The following is a 26,228-nucleotide window of genomic DNA, read 5'->3' as shown; positions in this document are numbered from 1 at the left end:
GTCACTTACCGCCCAAATCCGGCGGCTCCATTGGGCGGTATCTGACCCCGCGTTGCTGTTGGGCCAGGAAGTGGCGGCTTAACGACGAAGCCGCCCAAAATATGCCGGCCAGCGAGTGGGCGGCATACTTTGAGCGGCGAACGCAGCTACTTGTCGTTATCCGACTTCGCACCAAGCGTCGTCTTCTGAACCTGCATGAGGAACTCGACGTTGCTTTGGGTCTCGCGGATTTTGTTGGTCAGGAGTTCCAGGCTCTGCTGGGTCTCCAGGCCGGAGAGTACGCGGCGCAGCTTCCACATGATCTTGACCTCTTCGGCCGAGAGCAGGTTTTCTTCGCGGCGCGTGCCGGAGGCGTTGACGTCCACGGCAGGGAAGATGCGCTTGTCGGCCAGCTGGCGGGACAGGCGGAGCTCCATGTTGCCGGTGCCCTTGAACTCTTCGAAGATGACCTCGTCCATCTTGGATCCGGTCTCCACGAGGGCCGTTGCCAGGATGGTCAGCGAGCCGCCGTTTTCGATGTTGCGGGCAGCACCGAAGAACCGCTTGGGCGGGTACAGCGCTGCGGAGTCCACACCACCGGACAGGATGCGGCCGGAGGCCGGGGCTGCCAGGTTGTAGGCGCGGCCCAGACGGGTCATGGAGTCCAGGAGCACCACGACATCCATGCCCATTTCCACGAGGCGCTTGGCGCGTTCGATGGAAAGTTCGGCCACGGTGGTGTGGTCGTCGGCGGGACGGTCGAAGGTGGAGGCAATGACCTCGCCCTTGACGGTGCGCTGCATGTCCGTGACTTCTTCGGGACGTTCGTCAACCAGCACCATCATGAGGTGGACCTCAGGGTTGTTGGTGGTGATCGCGTTGGCGATGGACTGCAGGATGAGCGTCTTGCCGGCCTTGGGCGGGGAGACGATCAGGCCACGCTGGCCCTTGCCGATCGGGGCAACCAGGTCGATGACGCGGGGGCCGATCTTCTTGGGGTCGGTCTCGAGGCGCAGGCGCTCGGACGGGTACAGCGGGACCAGCTTGGCGAACTCCACGCGGTCCCTGAGGTCCTCGGCGGTCTTGCCGTTCACCGAGGTGACGCGGACCAGCGCGTTGAACTTCTGGCGGGCGGACTGCTGGCCGCGGTCCTCGCCGTCGCGGGGTGCGCGGATGGCACCAACAACGGCGTCGCCCTTACGCAGGTTGTACTTCTTGACCTGGGCCAGGGAGACGTACACGTCGTTCGGGCCCGGGAGGTATCCGGACGTCCGGATGAACGCGTAGTTTTCCAGGACATCCAGGATGCCTGCCACCGGCAGCAGCACATCGTCGTCGGTGACCTCGACGTCGTCGACGTCGGGCCCCTGGCTGCGTCCGCGGCGGCGGTCGTTGCGGTCGCGGAACCGGTCGTTACGGCTGCCGTCGCGGCTGTCCGAACGCTCGTTGCGGTCGTTCCGGTCGCGGCGGTTCCGTCGGTTGCGGCGGCTGCCGCCGTCTTCGTCGGCGTCGCGAGTGTCCTCACGGCGGGTGTCGCGTCCGCCGGTTTCGCCGGCATCACGGCCACCACGGCCGCGGGCGTCGCGGCGTTCGCGCTGGCCGGCTTCGCCTTCGGGTGCCTGCTCGCGGGTCTCAGCACCCCGTGCTTCCGTGCCGCGGGTCTCAGCGCCGCGGGTCTCAGCACCGCGTGCCTCGGGGGCAGCTTCAGCGGGGGCGGCGGCTGCCTCGGCGGGAGCCGCTGCGGCTGCTTCGCCACGGCGGCGGTTGCGCGTGCGCGGCTGGCGGCGTTCTGCCCCTTCAGCCTCGGCAGCGGCGCCCTCGGCCGGAGCAGCGGCGGGAGCCTCGGCGGCGGCCGGCGCCTCTGCGGGTGCGGCTGCCGGAGCCTCGGCGGCCGTTTCGGCTGCAACAATGCCGTCGCTCACTGCGCGGCGGCTGCGGCCACGGCCACGGGCACGGGTTTCCTGTGCCGGAGCCTCGGCTGCTTCAGCGGCCGGGGCTGCTGCGGCAGTTTCGGCGGCGGGGGCAGCCGGTGCAGCAGCCTTGGCGGTCCGTGCCGGTGCCTTGGTGGTGGTGGCGGACGTGCCTGCACGGTGCGCGGAAATGGCCGTCACCAGGTCGCCCTTGCGCATGCGGGATCCGCCGGAGATACCGAGCTGGCTGGCAAGCGCCTGCAGCTGGGCGAGCTTCAGGCCGGCAAGGCCGCTGCTCTTGGCGGGAGCTTCCGTCAACGATCCGGAAGCAGAAGATGGTGTGTCCACAGCTGGCGACAGCTCAGTGGTTTCGGTCACGAAGGATCCTTCCCCCTCGACGGCGTCCAGACTGTGAGCTGGACGCGATGATTGGATCTGGGCTGCAGTTCAGATCTGCAGCCGGGATGTCGGCCTTGCCGGTTGGAGTTCGGCCAGCAGGGCCGGATACTGATCACCTTCAAATGCTCCGCATAGCTGGCGGGGCGGCGGACTGGCGGTTCAGGGAACAGAAATCCATCTGTAGGTTCCTGGCCAGGCCAAGCAGGTGGCACCGAAGGATATTGCGCAATAAGAGATCGAAGCAGCAGCAGCAGATCGAAGCAGATTCTGACCCGATGACCGATGAAGGCCGTTCTCGGAGTCGTTGACTGCACGGTCTCTTGGCTGCAGGGCCCTCTCGACTGCAGAGTCGCCGTCTGGCTGCATCAATGAATGCGGTTATGACTCAGTGAATGCGGTGTGACTGCGGAGACTGCATGCGGTGTTACCGCCGGTGCACTCCCACTTTAGCACCTTCGACGTCTACTGCCAGCTTCATCACACGCCAGCTGATGTCCGGCGTGTTTGCCTCGGAAAACGCGGCAATGAATTCCAGGACGACGGCGGCCTCTTCCTCGCCGCTGGCCAGGACCAGAACCGTGGGGCCGGCTCCGGAGACAACGGCGGCGTGGCCGGCTTCGCGGAGTGCCTTGATCAGGCCGGCGCTGGGCCGCATGGCCTCTGCGCGGTAGCTCTGGTGCAGGAAGTCCTCGGTGCCGGCGAGCAGGAATTCAGGCTTCTGCGTGAGGGCATGGATCAGAAGCGCTGCGCGGCCGGAGTTCATTGCGGCCGCGTGGTGTCCGATGGAGGCTGGCAGCAAGGCCCGCGCCGCCTCGGTGGAGAGCTCGTAGTCCGGAACTGCCACGACGGGGACGACGGCCGCGTCGACGGTGGCGCACGTGGTGCTGTACTGGTCACTGTCCTGCCACGACAGCGCCAGCCCGCCGTAGATCGCCGGAGCGACGTTGTCCGGGTGGCCTTCCATCTCGCTGGTCAGCTGCAGGATCCAGTTCCGGTCCTGCTGCTCCCCCACGGGCAGCAGGGCGTTCGCTGCTGTCACTGCTGCCACGACGGCGGATGCCGACGAACCGAGGCCACGGCCGTGCGGAACAACGTTCTCGGCCGTGATCTTCAGGCCGGTGTGCCGGTAGCCCAGCCGCCCGAAGGCGGCGTTCATGGCACGGACCACAAGGTGGCTGGCGTCCCGCGGAAGGGAATCGGCCCCCTCACCGCTGAGATCGAAGATCAGCTCGTCGCTGTCCAGGCTCTCCACGGTGAGGGTGTCGTGCAGCGTGAGTGCCAGCCCGAGGCTGTCATAGCCGGGACCGAGGTTGGCGCTGGTGGCCGGAACGCGGACCGTCACCTGCTGCCCGGCCTGGATGGCGGGCAGCTGGGCGGTCTGCGGCAGCATGGTTTCCACTGATGTTAGTCTTCCAGTCCCAGTTCTGCAGCAACGGTCACGACGTCGTTCGGCACCTTGACGGGCTGGACATCGCTGCCGTCCTCGGTGCGGAGGGCCCACTGGGGATCCTTGAGGCCGTGGCCGGTGACGGTGATGGCGATGGTCTTGCCGGAGGGCACCTCGCCTGCGGCGTGCTTCTTGAGCAGGCCTGCGACGCCGGCGGCCGAGCCGGGCTCCACGAAGACGCCCTCGCGGGAGGAGAGCCAGCGGTGCGCGGCGAGGATTTCCTCGTCGGTGACGGAATCGATGAATCCGCCGGACTCGTCGCGGGCGGCGATGGCACCGTCCCAGGAGGCCGGGTTGCCGATCCGGATGGCGGTGGCGATGGTGTCCGGTTCCGTGATCGGGTGGCCGGCAACGAACGGTGCGGCGCCGGCGGCCTGGAAGCCCCACATGGCGGGGGTTTTGGTGGAGACCGGAGCAAGTGTCCCGGCGGTTTCGGACTCGAACGGAGCCGCGTACTCCTTGTAGCCCTTCCAGTAAGCCGTGATGTTGCCGGCGTTGCCAACCGGAAGGACGTGGATGTCCGGGGCATCGCCCAGGGCATCGACGATCTCGAAGGCGCCGGTCTTCTGGCCCTGGATGCGGGCCGGGTTCACGGAGTTGACCAGGAAGACCGGGTAGGACTCGCCCAGCTTCCGGGCGATGTCCAGGCAGTTGTCGAAGTTGCCGTCAACCTGCAGGAGCGTGGCGCCGTGCGCGATGGCCTGGCTCAGCTTGCCCATGGAGATCTTGCCCTCGGGCACCAGCACGGCACACGTCAGGCCGGCGGCGGTGGCGTACGCAGCAGCCGAGGCTGACGTGTTGCCGGTGGAGGCGCACACCACGGCCTTGGCGCCGGCCTCGACGGCAGCGGTCATGGCCATGGTCATGCCGCGGTCCTTGAAGGAGCCGGTGGGGTTCATCCCCTCGACCTTGAGGTAGACGTCCGAGCCCGTCAGCTCCGACAGCTTCTGGGCGTGGACCAGGGGCGTGCCGCCCTCGCCGAGGGTGATGACCCGGGTTGCCGCGGTTACGGGCAGACGGTCAGCGTATTCGCGGATGACACCGCGCCATTGGTGAGCCACTTAAGCTCCTTCTACCCGCAGTACGGATGTAACGGAATTGATCACGTCAAGGCCCTTCACGGCCTCGACGGTCGCTGCCAGTGCAGCTTCGCTTGCGCGGTGTGTGACGATCCGAAGCTCGGCCGATTCCACGTTGGAGTCGGCGTCGCGGTGGATGGTCTGCCGCATGATTTCGATGGAGACGCCGTGCTCGGCGAAGAGCTGGGCAATCTTGGCCAGCACGCCGGGCTGGTCTGCAACGTCCAGGCCGATGTAGTAGCTGGTGGTCGCGGCGTCGATGGGCAGCGCCGGAACGTGGCCGGTGGTGGATTCGATGCGCCCGGGCCCGCCTAGGACGATGCGGCGGGCGGCCGAGACGAGGTCGCCCAGCACGGCAGACGCCGTCGGGGTTCCGCCTGCACCCTGGCCGTAGAACATCAGCTCACCGGCGTTCTCCGCCTCGACGAAGACAGCGTTGAAGGCACCGCGAACGGCGGCCAGCGGGTGTTCGCGCGGCAGGAGCGTCGGGTGGACACGCACGGAGACGCCCTCGCTGCCGTCGCCATTGCCGATCTTTTCGGCAATGGCCAGCAGCTTGATGACAAAGCCGGCTTCCTTCGCGGCGGCGATGTCGGCGGCGCTGACGCGGGTGATGCCCTCGCAGTAGACATGCTCGAGGTCAAAGCGGGTGTGGAAGGACAGGGACGCCAGGATCGCGGCCTTGGCGGCGGCGTCGTGGCCCTCGACATCGGCCGTCGGGTCAGCTTCGGCGTAGCCGAGCCGCTGGGCTTCGGCAAGTGCGTCCGCGAACTGCGCGCCGGTGGAGTCCATCTGGTCCAGGATGAAGTTGGTGGTGCCGTTGACTATGCCCAGCACACGGGTGATGCGGTCGCCGGACAGGCTGTCGCGGATGGGGCGCAGGATGGGGATGGCGCCGGCCACGGCGGCTTCGTAGGACAGCTCGACGCCGGCCTTGTCCGCCTCCTCGTAGAGGGCGGGGCCGTCGGCAGCGAGCAGGGCCTTGTTGCCCGTGACCACGCTGGCGCCGTTCTGGATGGCGGAGAGGATCAGCGACCGGGCCGGCTCGATGCCGCCCATCAGCTCGATCACGAGGTCGGCATCCTTGACCAGCGTTTCACCGTCTGTGGTGAACAGCTCACGCGGGAGGTCAACTTCCCGCTCGGCGTCGAGGTTCCGCACGGCGATGCCGGCCAGTTCCAGGCGGGCGCCGGTGCGCGGCGCCAGGGTGCCGGCGTCGTCAATCAGAATCCGCGCCACCTGAGCCCCGACGTTGCCACAGCCCAGCAGGGCCACTTTCAGGGTTCGCAATTCGGTCATTCAGGCTCCCATGTCGCGGTTCAGCAGATCTTCTTCGGTTTCCCCGCGGACAATCAGCCGGGGAGATCCGTCGCGCACAGCGACAACGCCCGGCCGGGCCAGATAGTTGTAGTTGCTTGACAGGGCCCAGCAGTAGGCGCCGGTCCCCGGTACAGCGAGCAGATCACCGGCTGCCACGTCCTCGGGCAGATATACATCTCTAACAACTATGTCGCCGCTCTCGCAATGTTTGCCCACTACGCGGGACAGCTGCGGGGCCGCCGCGGAGGTCCGTGAGGCGAGAATGGCCGAATAATCCGCGTCGTACAGCACCGGACGGGCGTTGTCGCTCATGCCCCCGTCGACTGACACATAGCGTCGCGGGTGCGTAACGTTTTGAGCAGTATTTTCACCGGCTGCGGCGTCGCCATCGGCCGGGGCGTCCACGCGGACGGTTTTCAGCGTGCCCACCTCGTACAGCGTAAAGGTGCTGCTGCCCACGATCGCGCGTCCGGGCTCGATCGAAATCCGGGGTGCTGTGATCCCCAGTTCGGCGCACTTGGAACGCACGACGGCGGCCATCGCCTGCGCGATGTCGGCTGCCGGCCGGGGGGTGTCCACCGGTGTATAGGCGATGCCGTAGCCGCCCCCGAGATCAAGTTCGGGAAGGGTGATGGAATATTTGGCCTGCACGGCGGCCAGGAAGGTCAGGAGCTTCTGGGCGGCCAGCGCGAAGCCGTCCGGCTCGAAGATCTGCGACCCGATGTGGCAGTGCAGACCCAGCAGCTCCACGCTGTCGTAGGACGTTGCCGCAGCCACGGCCTCCTCGGCGGCGGACAGGCCTGCTTCGTCGGTGGAATCCTCCGCCATGGAGAGGCCGAATTTCTGGTCCTCGTGGGCGGTGGCGATGAACTCGTGGGTGTGGGCGTGCACGCCGGGCGTCAGCCGCAGCATGACGTTGGCCTTCTCCCCGCGTCCGGAGGCGATCTTGGCCACGCGGTCCAGCTCGTCCAGGCTGTCCACGACGATGCGGCCGAGGTTCATGTCCAGCGCCCGGTTGATCTCGGCGTCGGACTTGTTGTTGCCGTGCAGCGACAGGTTGGCACCATCAATGCCGGCACGGGCGGCGACGGCGAGCTCGCCGCCCGAACACGTGTCCAGCCGCAGGCCTTCCTCGGCCACCCACGTCGCGACCGCGATGCTGAGGAATGACTTGCCGGCGTAGTAAACGTCCACTCCCCCGCAGATGTCGGCGAAGGCGTCGTCGAACGCATCCTTGAAGGCGCGGGCGCGGGCGCGAAAGTCCGATTCGCTCATGACGAACAGCGGCGTGCCGTACTGCTCCTTGAGGGCGCTGACCGGGATGCCGTCAATGGCGAGTTCGCCGCCGTCGTTCCGCTCCACCCCGCCTGCCCACACCGGGGTGTGGAGGGCGTTGAGGTCCGCGGGGACGGCAAGCCACTCCGGAGCCAGTGGCGAGGCTGCGCTGTTGAATGCCGTGTTGCCCGTGATGTCCTGCACGCCAATCACATCCGTTCCGGCGCCGAAACGCCCAGCAGTTCCAGTCCGTTGGCCAGCACCTGGCTGGTGGCGTCATTGAGCCACAGCCTGGTGCGGTTGGTGTCCGTGACGGCTTCGTCGCCCATGGGCGCCACCCGGCAGGCGTCATACCAGCGGTGGTAGGCGCCGGCAATGACCTCGAGGTGGCGTGCCACGCGGTGCGGCTCACGGAGTTCGGCGGCCTTGGCCACAATGGAGGGGTAGCTGCCCAGGTAGGACAGCAGTTCGTTTTCCGTGGCGTGGTCCAGCAGGGAGGCGTCGAAGGCGCTCCGGTCCACTCCGGCAGCCACGGCGTTGCGGGCGGTGCTGCACGAGCGGGCATGGGCGTACTGCACATAGAACACAGGGTTCTCGTTGGAGTGCTTCTTGAGCAGCTCAGGGTCCAGCGTCAGCGGGGAGTCGGCCGGGAAGCGTGCCAGCGAATAGCGGACCGCGTCCGTTCCCAGCCAGGAGATCAGGTCCTTGAGCTCAATGATGTTGCCGGCCCGCTTGGAGAGCTTGGCTCCGTTGACGGAGACCAGCTGGCCGATCAGGACCTCGATGTTGACCTCGGGGTCATCCCCGGCCGCGGCGGCGATGGCCTTGAGCCGGTTGATGTAGCCGTGGTGGTCGGCTCCCAGCAGGTAGATCTTTTCTGTGTAGCCGCGGTCCTTCTTGGACAGGTAGTACGCGGCGTCGGCGGCGAAGTAGGTCGGTTCGCCGTTCGCGCGGATCATCACGCGGTCTTTGTCATCGCCGAAGTCGGTGGTGCGCAGCCAGACGGCACCGCCGTCGTCGAACACATGGCCTTGCTCGCGAAGGCGGGCAACGGCATTTTCGATAGCGCCGGCGTCGTGCAGTTCCTGCTCGGAGAAGAACACGTCGAAGGAGACCCCGAAGTCCGCCAGGGTGTCCTTGATGTCCTTGAGCTGGGCCTCGTAGGCCGCGGCCCGGATGACGGGCAGGGCCGCCGCGTCCGTCAGTTCCCGGATGTCCGGGTGCCGCGTCAGCACCTCGTGGCCGAGGTCGCGGATGTATTCTCCCGGGTAGCCGCCCTCAGGCACGTCGCGGCCGTGCAGGCGCGACAGCACCGAGTTGGCAAAGACGTTCATCTGGGAGCCGGCGTCGTTGATGTAGTACTCGGCGGTGACGTCGGCACCTGAGGCCCGAAGCACCCTGGCAATCGAGTCTCCCAGGGCTGCCCAGCGCGTATGGCCGATGTGCAGCGGCCCGGTGGGGTTGGCGGACACGAATTCCATGTTCACCGTGTGGCCGGCGAGCGCGTCGTTGGTGCCGTACTCCCTGCCCGCTTCGACGATGACCTTGGCCAGCGCGCCGGCGGCTGCGGCGTCAACCGTGATGTTGAGGAAGCCGGGGCCCGCGATGTCCACGCCGGCGACGCCGCTGATGTCCTTGAGACGCGCGCTGAGCAGAGTGGCAAATTCGCGCGGGTTGGTACCGGCCGTCTTGGCCAACCGCAAAGCAATGTTGGTTGCCCAGTCGCCGTGCTCCCGGTTCTTCGGACGCTCCACCAGGACGGAGTCCGGTATAGCCGCCTCGGCAAGGGCGATGTCGCCGGCGGCAACGGCGTCTTTCAGGCAGGCGGATATTGCGAGGGAGAGTTCTTCGGGAGTCACACTCCTAGCCTACCGGGGAGCCCGTCGCGGCGCGGAATCCGTCGATCGCAACCGCGGCCCCTGGCGTCACAGCAAATAGTAGGGGAATTCACAGGAACTGCCCTTAGCCTTTACTCACCTGCCAAATTGTTGAAACATCAACCCTGCAATACTGGAACTCAACGCTGTCCCTGGCGTGCCCGACCCCGTGAAGCCGTCCAGCTGACGCTGGCCAACGGCACGGTGTCTGCGGTGGAAATTACCGAGCACCCGCCCAACCCCAATACCCGCAAGTTCCAGGGACAGTTTGCCAGCGGCATTGCCGACCAGGTGGTAGGCAAGAGGCTGGATGAGATCAACGTCTCCAAGGTAGCGGGCTCGTCCTTGACCAGCGGCGGCTTCAACCAGGCGGTCGAAGCGATCAAGTGCTCTACTTCCTGCTCTCGCCCACCCAGCTCGGCCCGGCGTTTGCGCCGATGGACCTGGCGGGGGTGGCCCTGGCCTGTGCTTTGGCCTCAGCCTCCAAGTACGCCCTCGCCTGGCGTGGCCGCCATGTGTTCAACCCCGCAGCAGCCGGCGCCTTCATCACCGGACTGACGGGCCTCAACATCGCCACTTGCTGGGCCGGCACACCGGCCATGCTGTGGCTCCTGGTTCCGGGCGTCCTGCTGGTGCCCTACCGCACCCGGAAAACGCTCATGGCCGCCGTCTTCGTCGTGGTGGCCACCGCCGTCGTGGCGGCCGTGCAAATGCGTTCCGGCGTCGACCTCGGAAGTGCCGTGTGGCAGATCCTGGCTCAGAGCCCGGTGCTGTTCTTTGCCGGCTTCATGCTCACCGAGCCGCTCACGCTGCCGCCGCGGCGCTGGCAGCAGCTGGCTATGGCGGCCGTCGTCGGAATCCTCCTGGCCACGCCCTACAACTTCGGCCTCGTGGCGAACTCCCCCGAGCTGGCACTGCTGATCTGCAACCTGCTGGCGTTCCTGGCGGGCCAGCACGGCAGCGTCCGGCTGCTGTTCAGCCACTCCCGCAGCCTCACCCCCACGACGACGGAATTCGTCTTCCGCCCCCAGCGCCCGCTCCGCCACGCCCCCGGCAAGTACCTGGAGCTGGATCCTCCACACGCCAAGCCGGACGGACGGGGCAGGCGCCGCGTGTTCAGCCTGACCAGCCACCCGGAATCAAAGCAGGTGAAGATCGGCGTCGGTACCGCCGGCCCCGTCTCCGCCGCCAAGCGCAAGCTGCTGTCCCTCAAGCCGGGCGAGGAGCTCACGGCCACCACGGTGGCGGGCGACTTCGTGCTGCCGAAGCGTTCGGACCCCGTGCTGCTCGGCGCCCCCGGACTTCATGGTCGACGCCGGCGCACTGCTCGCCCCAGGGGGCTCGGCTGGACGGTCACGCACTGAAGCGGCTGGTGCCGGACATCGGGCAGCGAAGGGTCTTCATCTCGGGCTCGCCGGCCAGTGTCGGCTCGCTGCGCCGTGCCGCCCGGCACGCCAACGCCCGCCGTATCCACGTGGATTCGTTCGCGGGATACTAAAGGGGAGGTCCCGTTTTCCTTTCCGGCCCACCTTCCTGCTAAGCTCTAGGACGTCCGGCCGGGAACGGCAGGATCCCTGGATGCCCTCGTAGCTCAGGGGATAGAGCGTCTGCCTCCGGAGCAGAAGGCCGTAGGTTCGAATCCTATCGAGGGCACAGCCGAAACCCCCGCCGCTTACTCAAAGCGGCGGGGGTTTCCTGCATTTCCAGTGCGCCTGACGCAGAATGTCAGAGGCCGTTCGTAGTGTGAGTTGCATGGTCTGTTCAATCGTTCCGCCGTACATCCTCCGCCGCCTGGCCGCCCAGGGGTCCCCCCGGTTCTCGGCAGTTGCCCGCGCCGCCAGGGAAGCCCTGCTTCACGTTGGTGCTGTGCACGCCGCCCGCATGACGGCGCCGTCGGCTCCTGCCGGTGTCAGGCAGCTGCAGCCTGCTCCGGTCAACAGGTCCGTCTTCGACGCACAGGCAGGCGAATCGCTGCCCGGGCAGGTCGTCCGCAAAGAGGGGGACGCCGCCACCGGCGACCCCGCGGTGGACGAGGCCTATGACGGCCTGGGTCACACGCACAGCCTCTACGCGGACGCGTTCGGGCGGAACTCCATCGACGGCATGGGAATGCCGCTGAAAGCCAGCGTCCACTTCGGAAAGCTGTATGACAACGCGTTCTGGGACGGCCAGCAGATGGTGTTTGGCGACGGCGACGGCGAGGTCTTCGAACGCTTCACCCGCTCACTCAGCGTGATCGGCCACGAACTGACCCATGGCGTCACGCAGTTTTCAGCCGGGCTCGCCTACCGCAACCAGGCCGGGGCCCTCAACGAATCCGTCTCCGACGTTTTCGGCGCCCTCGTGGAGCAGTATTTCCGGAAGCAGACCACCGCCGAGGCGTCCTGGCTGATCGGTGAGGGCCTGTTCACGCCGCAGGTCCAGGGATCCGCCCTGCGCTCCATGAAGGCACCGGGAACGGCCTACGACGACGACGTCCTCGGCAAGGACCCGCAGCCGGACTCCATGGACTCCTATGTCCGCACCCGGTCAGACAACGGTGGGGTCCACATCAACTCCGGCATTCCGAACCGGGCGTTCTGCCTCGTCGCCCAGACGCTGGGCGGGAACGCCTGGGATGCGCCGGGCCAGATCTGGTACGAGACTCTGACAGGTGGCTCGCTGAGCCCCACCACCACGTTCACAGCCTTCGCCAAAGCCACCGCGGCAACGGCGAAGGAACTGTTTGGAGAGGAGTCCGCAGAGCATGACGCCGTGCGCGGGGCGTGGGAGACTGTGAAGGTAAAGCTCTAACCGACGCCGGGCATGTGACACTCCGCTTCCCGGCAGCCGCGGAAACCCGGGAACCTCGCCATGAAAATCACAGTCGAGCGCAGCGGCGGAATAGCCGCAGTCACCCGTGTCTGGACGGTGCAGGCCGTGACGTCCACTGACAAAAGCCGATGGCAGCCGCTCGTCGAAGCGTGCCCCTGGGACGCCGTCGACGATCCCCGGCAGGCGGCGGACGGGCAGCCGGACCGCTTCATGTACTCCATCCGCGCCGGCCAGCGCCGCGCCACACTGCCGGAGACGGCAGTCACCGGGCCGTGGCGCGTCCTCGTGGAGTCGACTCGGGCGGCTGCTGAAGAATCACGCTCCGGCTGAAGGCCGGGACCTAGCCCGCCGGAGCCATTTGACCGCGGAAGGCGCGGCGGTAGGACTGCGGACTCGTGTCCAGCACCTTGGCGAAATGGTGCCGGAGCAGCACGGGGTGGCCGAACCCCGACTGCCGCGCCACCTCGTCGATGTTCAGCTCCGTGGACTCCAGCAGCTCCTGGGCGCGCAGGACCCGCTGCGAATTGAGCCACGCGGCCGGGGTGGCCCCTGTTTCAGCGCGGAACCGCCGGGCAAACGTGCGCGGCGACATGTGCACCCGGGCGGCGAGCTCCTGGACGGGATGTTCCTCGTCCAGGTTCTCCACCATCCACCTGAGGAGTTCCTCCATGGGCTGGGAGCCGCATTCGGGCATGGGCCTGTCAATGAACTGGGCCTGGCCGCCGTCGCGGTGCGGCGGAACCACCATGTCCCGGGCGATGGCGGCCGCCACGGCAGCCCCGAACTCGTTCCTCACCAGATGCAGGCAGGCGTCAATGCCCGCTGCTGTTCCGGCACTGGTGATGATCCTGCTGTCCTCGACATAAAGGACGTTCTCGTCCACCAGGACTTTGGGGTACTGGGCGGCCAGCTTGCCTGAGTAGTGCCAGTGCGTGGTGCACCGGCGTCCGTCCAGCAGCCCGGCCCTGGCCAAAGCAAAAGCGCCGGAGCAAATCGACATCACCCAGGCCCCCCGGGCGTGCGCCGCCCGTAGTGCATCAAGGACCGACTCCGGCACATCTTCCTCCCGGCCGTAAGGCGTCATGATCACCAGGTCGGCATCGGCGGCGGCTTCCAGGCCGAGGCTCACGTTCATGGTGAGGCCGGACTTCAACGGAACGTCCCCGGGCACCGGCGCGCACACGCGGAAGTCGAATTGCGGCACCCCGGTACCGCGGTCCGAACGGTCGATGCCAAACACCTCAAAAGCGGTACCGAACTCGAAGATCGAGAAGTTGGGAACCGCTATAACTGCCACTGTCTTGAGCATGTTTCCAGTATGGCAGAAAATTGTACTTTTTAGGCATTTCTGCCACTTCTTTCGAAGGTTCCGCGGGAGAACCATGGAGACATGGAAATCTTCGGAATCGCCCTCCTCGTCCTGGTCCTCGTTGCAGCTGCAGCCACCGTCGGCGCCATCCTCAGGGACGGCCGCGGCCACACCCCGCCCGAGCACTCGGCCCGGGACTGGTCCGCACTGGACCTGCCCAGCAGCAACTACACCATGCGTATCTTCTAGGGGCGCACAGCTGTCAGCCGTCACCAACCACAATCCGTCCACCCAAACCAAGGACCCGGCGCACGCCGGGTCCTTTTACGCGGCAGTAGACTTGGAGGAGCCATGACTTTTCACATCTCCTACCCCGCCGCGCTGCCGGTTTCCGAGCGCCGCGAGGACCTGATGGCCGCGATTGCCGCCAACCAGGTGACAATCATTGCCGGCGAGACCGGTTCCGGAAAAACCACCCAGATCCCAAAGATGTGCCTGGAGCTGGGCCTGGGCGAGAACGGCCTGATCGGCCACACCCAGCCGCGGCGCCTCGCAGCCCGCACGGTGGCCGAACGCATCGCCTCCGAACTCGGCGTGGACATCGGGCAGGAAGTGGGCTTCCAGGTCCGTTTCACCGGCGAGGTGAGCAAGTCCACCAAGGTCAAACTGATGACCGACGGCATCCTGCTGGCCGAAATCCAGCGCGACAAGCTGCTCCGCAAATACAACGCGATCATCATCGATGAGGCCCACGAACGCAGCCTGAACATCGACTTCATCCTCGGCTACCTCAAGCGGATCCTGCCGCAGCGGCCGGACCTGAAGGTGATCATCACCTCCGCCACCATCGATCCTGAACGTTTCGCGAAGCACTTCGGCTCGGACGAGGAAGCTGCGCCCATCGTTGAGGTTTCCGGCCGCACTTTCCCGGTGGAGATCCGCTACCGGCCGCTCTCCCAGCCGGCCGGCGGCCCATCCGCCGGCGATGACGAAGACAACTCGTCCGACGATGAACTCGAGGAGGACCGGGACCCGCTGGACGCGGTGTGCGACGCCGTCGACGAGCTCGCCCTGGAAGCGCCGGGCGACATCCTCATCTTCTTCTCCGGCGAGCGGGAGATCCGGGACGCCGCGGACGCGCTGCAGGCCAGGATCCAGTCCAACCGGCGGCTGGCCGGCACCGAGGTCCTGCCGCTGTTCGCACGGCTGAGCCTGCAGGAGCAGCACCGGGTCTTCAATCCGGGCAGCAAGCGGAGGATCGTGTTGGCCACCAACGTGGCCGAGACCTCCCTGACGGTGCCGGGTATCAAGTACGTCGTCGACACCGGCACCGCCCGCATCTCGCGCTATTCGCACCGCACCAAGGTGCAGCGGCTGCCCATCGAGCGGGTGTCCCAGGCATCTGCAAACCAGCGTTCCGGACGTTGCGGCCGTGTGTCGGACGGCATCGCCATCCGGCTGTATTCCGAGGAGGACTTCGAGTCCCGGCCGCTTTACACCGATCCGGAAATCCTGCGCACCAACCTGGCGGCGGTCATCCTGCAGATGACCGCCATGGGAGTCGCGCGCGGGCCCAAGGACATTGAGAACTTTCCGTTCGTGGAGCCGCCGGATTCGCGGGCCATTAACGACGGCGTGACCCTCCTTCGGGAGCTCGGTGCCCTGAGTTCGCCGCAGGCAGCAGCTGGTGTTCCGCAGGCATCAAGTGGTACGCCGCAGGCGGCCAATGCCGAAAACGGCAAGGGTGGGGGCCGCAACGGCGGCGGCCTGACCGCCGTCGGACAGAAACTTGCCCAGCTTCCGGTGGATCCGCGGCTCGGCCGCATGATTGTGGAGGCCGGCAAGCGCGGCTGCGTCCGCGAAGTCATGATCCTGGCGGCGGCCCTGACCATTCAGGATCCCCGCGAACGCCCGACAGACAAGCAGCAGCTGGCGGCAGAGAAGCACGCCCGTTTCCGTGACGAGAATTCCGACTTCACCGGTTACCTGAACCTCTGGAATTACATCCACGAGAAGCAGCAGGAGCTGTCTTCCACCCAGTTCCGCCGCCTGTGCCGCAACGAATTCATCAACTACCTGCGCGTCCGTGAGTGGCAGGATCTGTTCACGCAGCTGCGGCAGCTGGCCCGGCCGCTGGGCATCAGCATGGACAACAAGCGCGAGGCCGACGCCGTGGGCAACCACGAGGGCATCCATATCAGCCTTCTGTCCGGCCTGCTGAGCCACATCGGCATCCTCGACGAGCGCAAGCGGGAATACGCGGGCGCCCGTGGCAGCCGGTTTGCCATCTTCCCGGGCTCGGCGCTTTTCAAGAAGTCGCCGACGTTTGTCATGGCCGCCGAGCTGGTGGAAACCAGCCGGCTGTGGGCACGGGTGGCCTCCAAGTTCGAGCCGGCCTGGGCCGAACAGGTGGCGCCGCACCTGATCAAGCGCAGCTACAGCGAACCCCACTGGTCCAGCAAAATGGGCGCCGTGATGGCCTATGAAAAGGTCACACTCTACGGCGTGCCGATCATCGCGCAGCGCCGGGTCAACTTCGGCAAGGTCGATCCTGTTCTGGCCCGTGAGCTGTTCATCAGGCACGCGCTGGTCCAGGGCGAATGGAAGACGCACCACAAGTTCTTCCACCGCAACCGGGCCCTGCTGCAGGAAGTGGAAGAACTCGAGGCGCGGATGCGCCGCCGGGACCTGCTGGTGGACGACGAGACGCTTTTCGAGTTCTATGACTCACGCGTCGGCAAGGACGTCATCTCGGAACGGCACTTCGATAAGTGGTGGAAGGACGCCCGGCAGCAGGATCCGGCGCTTCTGGACTTCGATCAGGCCCTGCTTTTGAGCGAGGACGCAGACGCCCTCGACGAGTCCGCTTACCCGAAGACGTGGCTGCACAAGGGCTTCGAACTGCCCCTGAGCTACGAATTCCATCCCGTGGCACCCGGCTCGACGCCCAATCCGTCTGACGGCGTCACGGCGGAAGTCCCGGTCCTGTTCCTAAACCAGCTCGACGACGCGCCCTTCCGCTGGCTGATCCCCGGCCAGCGTGTGGAACTTGTGACCGCGCTGATCAAGTCGCTGCCGAAGCAGGTCCGCAAGAGCTTCGTTCCGGCCCCGGACGTCGCCCGGCAGGCTGTAGCGGCACTGGAAGCTGATTTCGAACCCGCCGAAGACGAACTGGAGAGTTCGCTGGAGCTGGTCCTGCGCCGCCTGAAGGGGCAGATCGTCCCGCCCGGGTCGTGGAACTGGGATGCGGTCCCCCCGCACCTGCGGGTGAGTTTCAAGGTGGTGGACAGCCGTGGCAAGGTCCTGGACGAAGGCAAGGACCTGGAAGCCCTGCAGGAACGGCTCGCGCCGGCCACGCGCCGGGCCATCGCCGAGTCGCTGGGCGCCACCCCCGCCACCGCAGGGCCGCGCTCACCAAACGCGCGAGGGCCGAAGAAGGACCAGCAGCAGGTTGCCCCCAAGGACGGCCGGCCCCAGGCTCACGCCGGGTTCACGGAACAGTCCGGCCTGACCGAGTGGCGGTTCGGCACCCTTCAGCGCCAAGCCAGCGTCACCGTCAAGGGGCACACCGTTACTGGTTTCCCCGCGCTGGTGGACGAAGGCAAATCCGTTGGCCTGCGTGTCTTCCAGACAGCATCGGAGCAGCAGGAAGCCATGCGGGGCGGTGTCATCCGGCTCCTCGCACTGCGGGTGCCCGCGCCGGACCGCTACGTCCTCGAACACCTGAACAACACGGAGAAGCTGACGTTCAGCCAGAACCCGCACGGCTCCGTCTCAGCTCTGATCGCCGACTGCGTCCTGGCGGCGGTGGACAAGCTGACTCCAGCGGAACTCCCGTGGGACCAGACAGCTTTCGATGCCCTGTATGAGCATGTCCGGGCGGAGCTGATAGACACCGTCTTCAGCGTCACGGCCGTCGTGGAGCGCATCCTCGCCAGCACCCGCCGGATCGAGAAGCAGCTCAGGGGCACCACCAGCCTGGCGCTCATCAGCGCCCTCAACGATGTCCGCAGCCAGCTTGAGCAGCTGGTCTTCCCCGGCTTTGTGGCCCGGACGGGCTACGCCCAGCTGAGCCAGCTCCCCCGGTACCTCGCCGCCATCGAAAAGCGCCTGGAGAAGCTGCCCGGCAACGTGCAGCGCGATGCGCTCAACATGGCGACGGTCCAGCAACTGGAGGATGCTTACGACGACGCCGTGTCAGCTTTGCTGCCCGGCCGCCGGGCAGGTGCCGAGCTGACACAGGTGCGCTGGATGATCGAAGAGCTTCGGGTGAGCCTCTTCGCCGTCGAACTCGGGACGGCGTATTCGGTGTCCGAGAAGCGAATCCGGACGGCCCTGAACAAGGTTCTCGCGGCCTAGAGTCAGCGGACCATTCCGGTTCGAACGAATTCCGCCGGCGCGGGAATCAATAGCATGGTCGCGGTGTCGATGCGCTCGTTTGTGTCCTGGTCCCTGACGAGCGCCGCTGCCTCGTCGCGGCTGGACACGACCGGCACGGAACCGAGCAGCGGCCGGGAAGCAGACTCGCGCATCTTCAGTACTGCCACGAGCGCGACGGCGGAGAAGAACATGATGTAGTACGCCGGAGCGTAGGAGTTGCCCGTGACCTCGACGAGGATCTGGCTGACCAGCGGTGTGGTGCCACCGAAGATCGAGATGGACAGGTTATGGGTGACTCCAACGCAGCCGTAGCGGGAGGCCGTGGGGAACAGTTCGGACATCACGGCTCCGGTCAGTGCCAGGAAGAAGGCACTGGGCACCATCACCAGGAACATTGCCAGGTACAGCGACCAAAGCGTTCCGATGTGCATCAGCCAGAACGCGGGCACCAGCAGGATGAGGTTCCCGATGGTGGCGATGGTGTAGATTGGCCGCCGGCCAATGCGGTCCGACCAACGCCCGACGATTGGAATCAGGATGGCCTGCAGCAGCAGCACCGTAACAGCGGCCACGGCGGTGTGCACCGCAGGCGACCCGACCTGTGTTTCCAGGTACGTGGGCATGTAGCTCGTGAGCATGTAGGACGAGGTGCCGTCGGCAGCAATGAGCGCGCAGCCGATGAGGATCTGGGGCCAGTAGAATTTCACGATGTTGGGCAGGTTGTGCCGGACGAAAATGGGGTCGACGTCCCCACTGTCGGACTTCGCCTGGGCGACTTCGAAGCTGGGTGATTCCGGGATGCGGCTGCGGAGCGAGATGGCCAGGACACCCAGCGGTGCGGCGAGCAGGAAGGGAATGCGCCAGGCGCCATCGTGCATGGCCGACTCGCCCCACGCCGACGTCGCAGCAGCAGTCGTCATGGCCACGACACCGGCGCCTACGGCGAAACCGAGCATCGACCCGGAATTCAGCAGCGCGGTCATGAACCCGCGGTTGCGGTCCGGGGAAAACTCCGCAATGTAGGTCGCGGCGCCAGAGTACTCGCCGCCGGTGGAGAAGCCCTGCAGCATCTTCAAAAGGTAGAGGGGAATGATGACCCAGAGTCCGACCTGGCCGGCGGTGGGCAACAGGCCGATGGTGGTGGTGGCCCCGGCCATGATCGCCATCGTGAAGAAGAGCACTTTACGGCGCCCGATCTTGTCACCCAGCGGGCCGAGAATCATTCCACCCAGGGGACGAACCACGAAGGAGACGGCGAAACCGAGAAGCGTGACCAGCAGGCCCATGCGCCCGTCCATGCCCTCAGTGAAAACAGAGGTCATCGTGACTGCGAGGTATCCGTAGATCCCGATGTCGTACCACTCGATGAAGTTGCCGACGCCGGCACCGATCTGCGCTTTCCGCAGTTCGCTCTTGTCGACGATGATGCAGTCGTCCGTCTGCAGTCGTCGCGTCTTAGTCAGCGGATGTTGTGTTCTGGACTGATCGAACATCTTTGTCCTTCTTTTCCTAGCGGGAACGCAGGTGGCCATGGGCAAGACCGTTTACGGTCCACGGCCGGCGAACAGTTCGCCGGCAACCTCAGCGGGGCGGGCTTGGTGACCCTGAGCCTGACAGGCTTGTTCATTCTATGAACGTTGCGTTCAAAAGTATGGCATGGGCCACACCCCTGTCAACTGGCAAGGGTGCTCTGCCCGACTAAAACCGCTCACCACGGTGCAAAAGACTGGAGCGCCCTGGTTGCTGTATGGATGGGCACCTTTGGGCACGGATTCGTACGACGGCGCCGCCGCCGCGGCTTGAGCTTTTCTGCCCACCACGCCACCCACGTAGGTAGCACTTCAGGGCGTTCTGGGCGCTGGGAAGGCCCTGAAGTGCTACCTGGTTGTCGTTTTCGGGTGGTCGGGAAAAACTTTTTGGATCCCGCCGCTGGTGCCGGGCGGGGTCCTTTATGTCGTACCCTCTTGGCAGACTGTGTTCATGGACAGCTTCGGGAATTCGGCAGTGACAGCGGGGGCGCCGCACGGCGACGCGCTGCATGGTGCCGTGGTTCCTGACGGTGTTTTCCACGTCCCTGACGCCGCGGTTCTCGACACCGATCCGTGCTACGGGCTGCCGTACGACGAGGATCTCGACGCCGCGTTTCCGGTGTCGTTGCCGGAGGATCCGTTTCCCGAGGTCCTGATTGCCGACCGTCCTTTCGACGGGGACCTCCTTGATGACGGGCCTTTGGATGACGGCGGCGTCCATGACCGTGGAACTACGCCCGGGTGTTTTCTCCCGGCAGCTGATCTCACGGCTGACAGTGCCGGGCTGATCGATCAGGTCCGCGGGTAGGAGAACGTCAAGTGCTGGGCCGCCGGGCACCAGGCGCGGCTGTCGGTGGCCTTCGAGGCCCGGCTCCGGCAGGAACCCACCGACCGGCCGCCCCTGGCCGCGGAGGACCTGGGCAAGGACCGCGCCAGAGACCGGGACCTGGGTGCGGCCGAGCAGATAGCGCTGGCCCGCGGTGAATCCCCAAACCGCGGGCACCGGCTGCTCGGCATGTCTAAGGCCTTGGTCACCGAGATGCCGCACAGCCTGGCCGCCCTGGACACCGGCCAGCTCAACGAAGAACGCGCCCTGCACGTCGTCAAAGAGACCGCCTGCCTGACGGCCGAAGACCGGGCTGCCGTGGACGAGGAACTCGCCGCCGACACCGGAACCTTCAACGGCGCAGGAACCCGGGCCGTCATCGCCGCCGTAAAGGCCGCCGCCATCCGCCGAGACGCCCGGTCCGTGGCCCAGCGCGCCAGCCACGCCGCCTCGGAACGCAGGGTGAGTCTGCGCCCGGCGCCGGACTGCATGACCTACCTGTCAGCGCTGCTGCCCGCCCACGAAGGCGTCGCAGTTCTCGCCGCACTGACCCGGAACGCCGACACCCTCCACGCCGCCGGCGACCCCCGCTCCCGCGACCAGATCAAAGCCGACACCCTGGTCGAATCCACCACCGGCACCCCCGGCGGCATCACCGGCATCGAACTGAACCTGGTCATGACCGACCGCACCCTCCTCCACGGCGACACCGAACCCGCCCGCCTCCCCGGCTACGGCATCATCCCCGGCGCCTGGGCACGGGAACTCATCACCCAAGGACAAGGACAAGGACAGGGACAAGGACAGGGAGAGCCGGGACGGGTCCAACCCGCAGCGCACGCTGCGGCTGCGGCCGATCCAACCAGCCCGGAAGAACTCAAGATCTGGGTCCGGCGCCTCTACACCGCCCCCGGAACCGGCGACCTCGCAGCCATGACTCAAGACGGCGGCTGTTCCCCGCCCCGCTGCGCCGCTTCATCCACATCCGCGACGACACCTGCCGCACCCCCTACTGCGACGCCCCGATCCGCCACCACGACCACATCATCCCCTGGCACAACCACGGCCCCACCACCCTGACCAACGGTGCCGGGTTGTGCGAAGCCTGCAACCACACCAAAGCTGACCGGAACGGGCTGCCCGCAACTGGTTAGCGGGAACCGACAGGCGTGGAGTCAGTCAGTCTGCGACCGGCGCGAACAGCCGGCCCGGCTCCTGCCTAGGCCTCCGGCACGAACTCCCCGTAGCCGGCGTCGCGCAGGCCTGCGCGCAGCTTTTCCGCGTTGGCATCCAGCCGCGCCGGGTCCGGGTTGTGCTCGGCGGTGGCGAAGTTGAACTCCGCCATGCTGTTGGAAGGCCACACGTGCACATGCATGTGGTTGATTTCGTAACCGGCCACGATAAGTCCTGCCCGGGCTGCCCCGAACGTGTCCACCTGCACCGCACCGATGCGCCGCGCCACTTCCATGACCCTGGCCAGGGTCTCGGGCGAGGCGTCCGTCCAGCGGTCCACCTCCTCGGTCGGGACCACCAGCGTGTGCCCGTCAGCAAGCGGACCCATGGTCAGGAACGCGGAGACGTCCGGCTCGCGCCAGACAAACCGGCCAGGGATCTCCCCGTTGAGAATCTTGGTGAACAGCGTGCTCATGCGTCAGCCCTTTCCGACGGTTCCTGCAAGGTGGATGTATCCAGGACAAAACGGTACTTCACGTCACCTGCGACCATCCGGTCATAGGCGTCGTTAAGCTGGTCGGCTCCAACCAGTTCGATGTCGGAGACGACCCCGTGCCCGGCACAGAAGTCGAGCATCTCCTGTGTCTCGGCGATACCCCCGATCAGAGACCCGGCGTAGGAGATCCGCCTTCTGATCAGGGCACCGGGGTTCACAGGCGGCATGCTATCGGAAGGCAGCCCCAGCTGGAATAGCGCACCGTCCCGGCGCAGGGTGCGGAAAAACGGGTTGAGGTCGTGTGGTGCCGCTACCGTATCGATGATGACGTCGATGCTCCGGTTCTCAGCTGCCATCGCCTCCCCGTCGCGGGACAGCACTACCGCGTCGGCGCCCAGTTCCAGCGCCGCCGTCACTTTGGACTCAGAAGTAGTGAAGACCTTGACCTCAGCGCCCATGGCTTTGGCCAGCTTGACGGCCATGTGGCCCAGACCGCCCAGGCCCACGACGCCGACCACGTGGCCTTCCCGGACACCGAAGTGGCGCAGCGGCGAGAACGTGGTGATGCCCGCGCAGAGCAGCGGGGCAGCCGCCGCGGGGTCCAGGTTTTCCGGCACCCGCAGGACGTACCGTCGGTCCACCACCATGGAGGACGCGTAACCGCCCTGCGTCACGGCATCCCCGTTCCTGGCGTCCTTGGCCCCGTACGTCCCGGTCATGCCGCGTTCGCAGTATTGCTCCAGCCCTTCGCGGCAGCTCTCGCATTCGCGGCACGAGTCCACCATGCAGCCCACGCCCACCCGGTCGCCCGGCTGAAAGTCGCTCACATCCGAACCGACGCGGCTCACCCGGCCCACAATTTCGTGCCCGGGTACGAGGGGGTAGTTCTGGTTGCCCCATTCCCCCCGGGTGGCGTGAACGTCCGAGTGGCAGAGCCCGCAGAACTCGATGGCGATCTCGACGTCGTCGGCTTTGGGTGCCCGGCGGGCAACTGTCAGCTCGACCAGGCCGCTCGTGGCCGATGACGCACCGCGGGCAGCAGCAAGGCGTCCCTCAAGGGGTCCGACGGCGGTCTCTTCCAGCGGGATCCGCAGGTTCAGCGGCGGGGGTACAGGGCGTCCAGGAGTCATATGGCGACGCTACCGCGGCTCCCGGGTGAGTTCCAATTGCCGGTGCACTCCGTACCGGCCACCCCGCCACTTACTGCCCGGCTTCGGCGCCTGTGGCCACCTGGCGGGACGGGTCGTTGGACCATTCGGAGAACGAACCGGGGAACAGTGCGGCGCTGAAACCGGCGATTTCCAGGGCCGCGATCTCGTGCGAGGCCGTGACGCCGCTGCCGCAATAGACGGCGGTGGGCGTCGTGGCATCGACCCCCAGCCCTGTAAAGCGCTCCCGCAGCTTCTCCGGCGGCAGGAAGCGGCCGTCGTCGTCGAGGTTGCCGGTGGTGGGGGCGCTGACGGCGCCGGGGATATGGCCGGCCCGCGGATCCACCGGTTCAATTTCCCCGCGGTACCGTTCTCCGGCACGGGCATCGAGCAGCACGCCCCCGGCCGACCAGCCGGCGGCACCGTCGGCGTCGGTCACCGCCATGCCGCCGCGGCCGAGCGTCACGTCTCCGGTCTCCGGCTCCACCTGGCCACCCTCCAACGGCAAACCTGCCGAACGCCAGGCGGCCAGGCCGCCGTCGAGCAGGAAAACAGTGCGCACGCCGGCGTCCCGGAGCATCCACCACACCCGGGCGGCGGAGGTGTTGCCGGCATCGTCGTACGCGACCACCACGTCTCCGGCACAAATTCCCCAGGACCGGGCCGCCTCCTGGAACCGGGCCAATGAAGGCAACGGGTGGCGTCCGCGGCCAGGATCGGCCGGATCCGCCAACTGGGTGGGCAGATCGACGTAGACAGCACCGGGGATGTGCTCCTTGAGGTAATGGCTGCGGCCCTCCGGGTCCCCGAGCGCCCAGCGGACATCCAGCACAACGGTGCGCTGACCGGCCGTCATCCGGGCGTTCAGCCCGGCCACGTCAATGAGGGTCTCCATCTGTCTCCTTGGGTATCGCCTGCAGATCAGCACCAACTCTAGCCGCGGTTGCCCGCGCCGGTAGGCTGAATCCGTGAGCAGGCGATTCAGTGAGCGGGCATGGGCGGACGAGGCTGTCCGCAAGATCAACGCGGAAAACAACCGTTCGGCAGACACCCACCTGTATTCGGTGCCGTTGCCGGAACACTGGGGAGTCCAGCTGTACCTCAAGGACGAATCCACTCACAGATCAGGAAGCCTCAAGCATCGGCTGGCCCGTTCCCTCTTCCTGTTCGGGCTGGTGAACGGCTGGATCCGCGAGGGCACCACCGTCGTGGAGGCCTCCAGCGGCAGCACCGCAGTTTCGGAGGCCTACTTCGCACAACTCCTGGGCCTGCCGTTCGTCGCCGTGATGACCCGCACCACCAGCCCGGAAAAGATAGCCCTGATCGAACAGTTCGGCGGCGCCTGCCTCCTGGTGGACCATGCCTCAGAGGTGTACGCGGCGGCCGCCGAGGTTGCCGCCACGAGCGGCGGTCACTACATGGACCAGTTCACCTACGCCGAGCGCGCCACGGACTGGCGCGGCAACAACAACATTGCCGAGTCCATCTTTGAACAACTGGCGCTGGAGGAGCACCCGGTCCCGCGCTGGATCGTGGTGGGAGCCGGCACCGGCGGAACCAGCGCCACCATCGGCCGCTACCTCCGCTACCACCGCCACGCCACGTCCCTGGCGGTGGTCGATCCGGAAAACTCCGCCTTCTACCCCGGCTGGAAGAGCGGCGCCGCGGACTTCAGTACCGGCATGCCTTCACGGATCGAGGGGATCGGGCGGCCCCGCATGGAGCCAAGCTTCATCCCGTCGGTCATCGACCACATGATCCAGGTTCCCGACGCCGCGTCGGTCGCCGCCATGCGGCACCTGCATACGCTGGCGGGACTGCATGCCGGGCCGTCCACGGGCACCAACCTCTGGGGTGTCTGGCGGCTCGTGGCCCAGATGGTGGCGGACGGCGAACGGGGCAGCGTGGTGTCCCTGATGTGCGACGGCGGTGACCGGTACGCCGGCAGCCACTACAGCCCGGCGTGGCTGGCGGCGCAGGGACTGGATCCGCAGCCACACGAGAACACGCTGAAGGCGTTCTTCGACACGGGGGTCTGGCGGGGCTAAAGCTCCACGGATTCCCGGCTGGACAGGTGCGTATATTCGGTGCCGTATTTGGCTCCGATGCGCTTGACATGGCCCTCCACCAGGCCGAGGCCGGTGTCGTTCAGCAGCCCGTCGTGGATGTTGTAGGCGCGCTGGGCGCGGACGCCGATTACGAAATCCACCACTTCGCTGACCTTGTTCCACGGGGCATGGACCGGGACCAGGAGCGTGCGCACGCTGATGCCGTCCGGGATGATGAACGAGTCGCCCGGGTGGTACACGTTCTCGTCCACGAGGTAGCCGATGTTGGCGACCACCGGAATCTGGGGGTGAATCAGCGCGTGCTGGCCGCCGAAGCTGCGGACCGCGAAGCCTGCGGCGTCAAAGGACGTTCCCGGCTCCACGGCGTGCACACGGCCGGCGGCGTCCGGCGCTTCCTTGCGGACGTTCTGCGCCACGCCCTCCGGTGCGAAGAGCTCCAGCCCGCCGTTGTCCCCGAGCGCAGCTGCGACGGCCGGAACGTCGATGTGGTCGGCGTGCTCATGCGTGATGAGGACGGCGTGTGCACCATCCAGCGCCTCCGCGGTTTCGGAGAAGTTCCCGGGATCCAGGACCAGCACCCGGCTGTCCTTTTCGAGCCGGACACAGGCGTGGGTGTATTTTGTCAGCTTCATGAAGCCAGCCTAGGGACGGGCCCGATCAGTGTCCACGCGGCTCCGGCTGGTAACGTTAAAGCTTGTCATTACCCGAAAGAAAAGCGAGTTCATCCATGCCACAACGCGCCAGCGCTGACGGCAGACCACAGGCATCTTCGACGGCGGCCGGCGGGAAAGAGCAGCGCGTCACCAAGCAGCGGATCGCTGTCAGCGCCGCCCTGGACGAGCTCAATGACTTCGTGAGTACCCAGGAGCTGTACCGGATCCTCCAGAACAAGGGCGTGTCGGTCTCCCTGGCCACCGCCTACCGGATCCTGCAGTCGCTGGCCGACGAGGAACTCGTGGACGTGCTCCGCAACGGTGACGGCGAGGCCGTCTACCGCCGGTGCGCCGTGACGGTGCACCACCACCATCTTTTGTGCCGCAACTGCGGCAAGGCCGTGGAAGTGGAGGCGCCCGCCGTCGAGACCTGGGCCGCGCGGACCGCGCAGGAGCACGGCTTTACGGAAGTGGCCCACACGGTCGAGATCTATGGCCTGTGCCCCGACTGCTCCGCACGCAAAGCTGCTGCCCAGTAGTCGCAG

The 26,228-nt window shown here is 66.6% G+C and carries 19 protein-coding genes, 1 tRNA gene and 2 pseudogenes; 10 read left to right on the top strand and 12 right to left on the bottom strand.

What is annotated here, in order from left to right:
• Positions 1-146 precede the first annotated feature (146 nt).
• The 6 genes from rho to argS form a co-directional block, all read right to left on the bottom strand.
• Positions 147-2,267: a transcription termination factor Rho gene (rho, locus tag ABIE00_RS07255; RefSeq protein WP_354258551.1), complete on the bottom strand. Its 2,121-nt coding sequence runs from the start codon at positions 2,265-2,267 to the stop codon at positions 147-149.
• 445 nt (positions 2,268-2,712) lie between these two features.
• On the bottom strand, positions 2,713-3,678 hold the full coding sequence (thrB, locus tag ABIE00_RS07250) for a homoserine kinase (protein ID WP_354263296.1): 966 nt from the start codon (positions 3,676-3,678) through the stop codon (positions 2,713-2,715).
• Positions 3,679-3,692: 14 nt separating this feature from the next.
• Positions 3,693-4,796: a threonine synthase gene (gene thrC / locus ABIE00_RS07245; RefSeq protein WP_354258548.1), complete on the bottom strand. Its 1,104-nt coding sequence runs from the start codon at positions 4,794-4,796 to the stop codon at positions 3,693-3,695.
• Positions 4,797-6,113: a homoserine dehydrogenase gene (locus tag ABIE00_RS07240; RefSeq protein WP_354258545.1), complete on the bottom strand. Its 1,317-nt coding sequence runs from the start codon at positions 6,111-6,113 to the stop codon at positions 4,797-4,799.
• Positions 6,114-7,613 (bottom strand): diaminopimelate decarboxylase, encoded by a 1,500-nt coding sequence (lysA, locus tag ABIE00_RS07235; RefSeq protein WP_354258542.1) that lies wholly within the window; start codon positions 7,611-7,613, stop codon positions 6,114-6,116.
• Between the two features lie 5 nt (positions 7,614-7,618).
• Complete coding sequence (gene argS, locus ABIE00_RS07230; protein ID WP_354258539.1) at positions 7,619-9,268, bottom strand: arginine--tRNA ligase; 1,650 nt, start codon at positions 9,266-9,268, stop codon at positions 7,619-7,621.
• Between the two features lie 195 nt (positions 9,269-9,463).
• Here argS and ABIE00_RS07225 point away from each other — a divergent pair.
• From ABIE00_RS07225 to ABIE00_RS07205, 5 genes and pseudogenes are all read left to right on the top strand, one after another.
• Positions 9,464-9,673 (top strand): annotated as a pseudogene (locus tag ABIE00_RS07225) (hypothetical protein); the annotation flags it as partial.
• The gene (locus ABIE00_RS07220; protein WP_354263521.1) at positions 9,673-10,650 is read left to right on the top strand and encodes a ferredoxin reductase domain-containing protein; all 978 of its coding nucleotides are present in this window, start codon (positions 9,673-9,675) and stop codon (positions 10,648-10,650) included. The pseudogene ABIE00_RS07225 and the gene ABIE00_RS07220, both read left to right, overlap by 1 nt.
• Positions 10,651-10,866: 216 nt before the next feature.
• A tRNA-Arg gene (locus ABIE00_RS07215) sits at positions 10,867-10,939 on the top strand.
• Positions 10,940-11,038: 99 nt separating this feature from the next.
• Positions 11,039-12,079, top strand: a complete 1,041-nt coding sequence (locus ABIE00_RS07210) for a M4 family metallopeptidase (RefSeq protein ID WP_354258536.1) — start codon at positions 11,039-11,041, stop codon at positions 12,077-12,079.
• Positions 12,080-12,139: 60 nt separating this feature from the next.
• Positions 12,140-12,430, top strand: a complete 291-nt coding sequence (locus tag ABIE00_RS07205; RefSeq protein ID WP_331574948.1) for a protealysin inhibitor emfourin — start codon at positions 12,140-12,142, stop codon at positions 12,428-12,430.
• 10 nt (positions 12,431-12,440) lie between these two features.
• Here the strand turns inward: ABIE00_RS07205 and ABIE00_RS07200 are convergent, their stop codons facing one another.
• The gene (locus ABIE00_RS07200) at positions 12,441-13,409 is read right to left on the bottom strand and encodes a GlxA family transcriptional regulator (protein ID WP_354258532.1); all 969 of its coding nucleotides are present in this window, start codon (positions 13,407-13,409) and stop codon (positions 12,441-12,443) included.
• A gap of 81 nt (positions 13,410-13,490) precedes the next feature.
• On the opposite strand from ABIE00_RS07200, the gene ABIE00_RS07195 reads away from it, so the two are divergent.
• Together ABIE00_RS07195 and hrpA are read left to right on the top strand one after the other, a co-directional pair.
• A complete protein-coding gene (locus tag ABIE00_RS07195; RefSeq protein WP_307103811.1) occupies positions 13,491-13,658 on the top strand; it encodes a hypothetical protein in 168 nt (55 codons plus the stop codon).
• Between the two features lie 102 nt (positions 13,659-13,760).
• Positions 13,761-17,768 carry an ATP-dependent RNA helicase HrpA gene (hrpA, locus tag ABIE00_RS07190; RefSeq protein WP_354258529.1) on the top strand — a complete coding sequence of 1,336 codons (4,008 nt, stop codon included), beginning with the start codon at positions 13,761-13,763 and terminating at the stop codon, positions 17,766-17,768.
• 2 nt (positions 17,769-17,770) lie between these two features.
• On the opposite strand, the gene ABIE00_RS07185 is transcribed toward hrpA, so the two are convergent.
• Entirely contained in the window at positions 17,771-19,282 is a 1,512-nt protein-coding gene (locus ABIE00_RS07185) for an MFS transporter (RefSeq protein ID WP_354258526.1), read from the bottom strand.
• Between the two features lie 487 nt (positions 19,283-19,769).
• Between ABIE00_RS07185 and ABIE00_RS07180 the strand changes: the two are divergent.
• A pseudogene (locus tag ABIE00_RS07180) lies at positions 19,770-21,298 on the top strand (HNH endonuclease).
• 65 nt (positions 21,299-21,363) lie between these two features.
• Here ABIE00_RS07180 and ABIE00_RS07175 read toward each other — a convergent pair.
• The 3 genes from ABIE00_RS07175 to ABIE00_RS07165 form a co-directional block, all read right to left on the bottom strand.
• Positions 21,364-21,792: an HIT family protein gene (locus tag ABIE00_RS07175; RefSeq protein WP_003804824.1), complete on the bottom strand. Its 429-nt coding sequence runs from the start codon at positions 21,790-21,792 to the stop codon at positions 21,364-21,366.
• Positions 21,789-22,943 (bottom strand): NAD(P)-dependent alcohol dehydrogenase, encoded by a 1,155-nt coding sequence (locus tag ABIE00_RS07170; RefSeq protein WP_354258523.1) that lies wholly within the window; start codon positions 22,941-22,943, stop codon positions 21,789-21,791. The genes ABIE00_RS07175 and ABIE00_RS07170 overlap by 4 nt, the downstream gene beginning before the upstream one ends.
• A 70-nt stretch (positions 22,944-23,013) precedes the next feature.
• Positions 23,014-23,856, bottom strand: coding sequence for a sulfurtransferase (locus tag ABIE00_RS07165; protein WP_354258520.1), 843 nt, complete (start codon positions 23,854-23,856; stop codon positions 23,014-23,016).
• A gap of 73 nt (positions 23,857-23,929) precedes the next feature.
• Between ABIE00_RS07165 and ABIE00_RS07160 the strand changes: the two genes are divergently transcribed.
• A complete protein-coding gene (locus tag ABIE00_RS07160; RefSeq protein WP_354258517.1) occupies positions 23,930-25,009 on the top strand; it encodes a PLP-dependent cysteine synthase family protein in 1,080 nt (359 codons plus the stop codon).
• Here the strand turns inward: ABIE00_RS07160 and ABIE00_RS07155 are convergent.
• Positions 25,006-25,662, bottom strand: coding sequence for an MBL fold metallo-hydrolase (locus ABIE00_RS07155; RefSeq protein ID WP_354258514.1), 657 nt, complete (start codon positions 25,660-25,662; stop codon positions 25,006-25,008). The two genes, ABIE00_RS07160 and ABIE00_RS07155, sit on opposite strands and share 4 nt — an antisense overlap.
• A gap of 95 nt (positions 25,663-25,757) precedes the next feature.
• Here ABIE00_RS07155 and ABIE00_RS07150 point away from each other — a divergent pair, with 95 nt between their 5' ends.
• Entirely contained in the window at positions 25,758-26,222 is a 465-nt protein-coding gene (locus ABIE00_RS07150; RefSeq protein WP_354258511.1) for a Fur family transcriptional regulator, read from the top strand.
• Positions 26,223-26,228 lie beyond the last annotated feature (6 nt).

This window comes from Arthrobacter sp. OAP107 (assembly GCF_040546765.1).
GTDB lineage: Bacteria > Actinomycetota > Actinomycetes > Actinomycetales > Micrococcaceae > Arthrobacter.
This window is presented reverse-complemented; position numbering and strand designations above follow the sequence as displayed.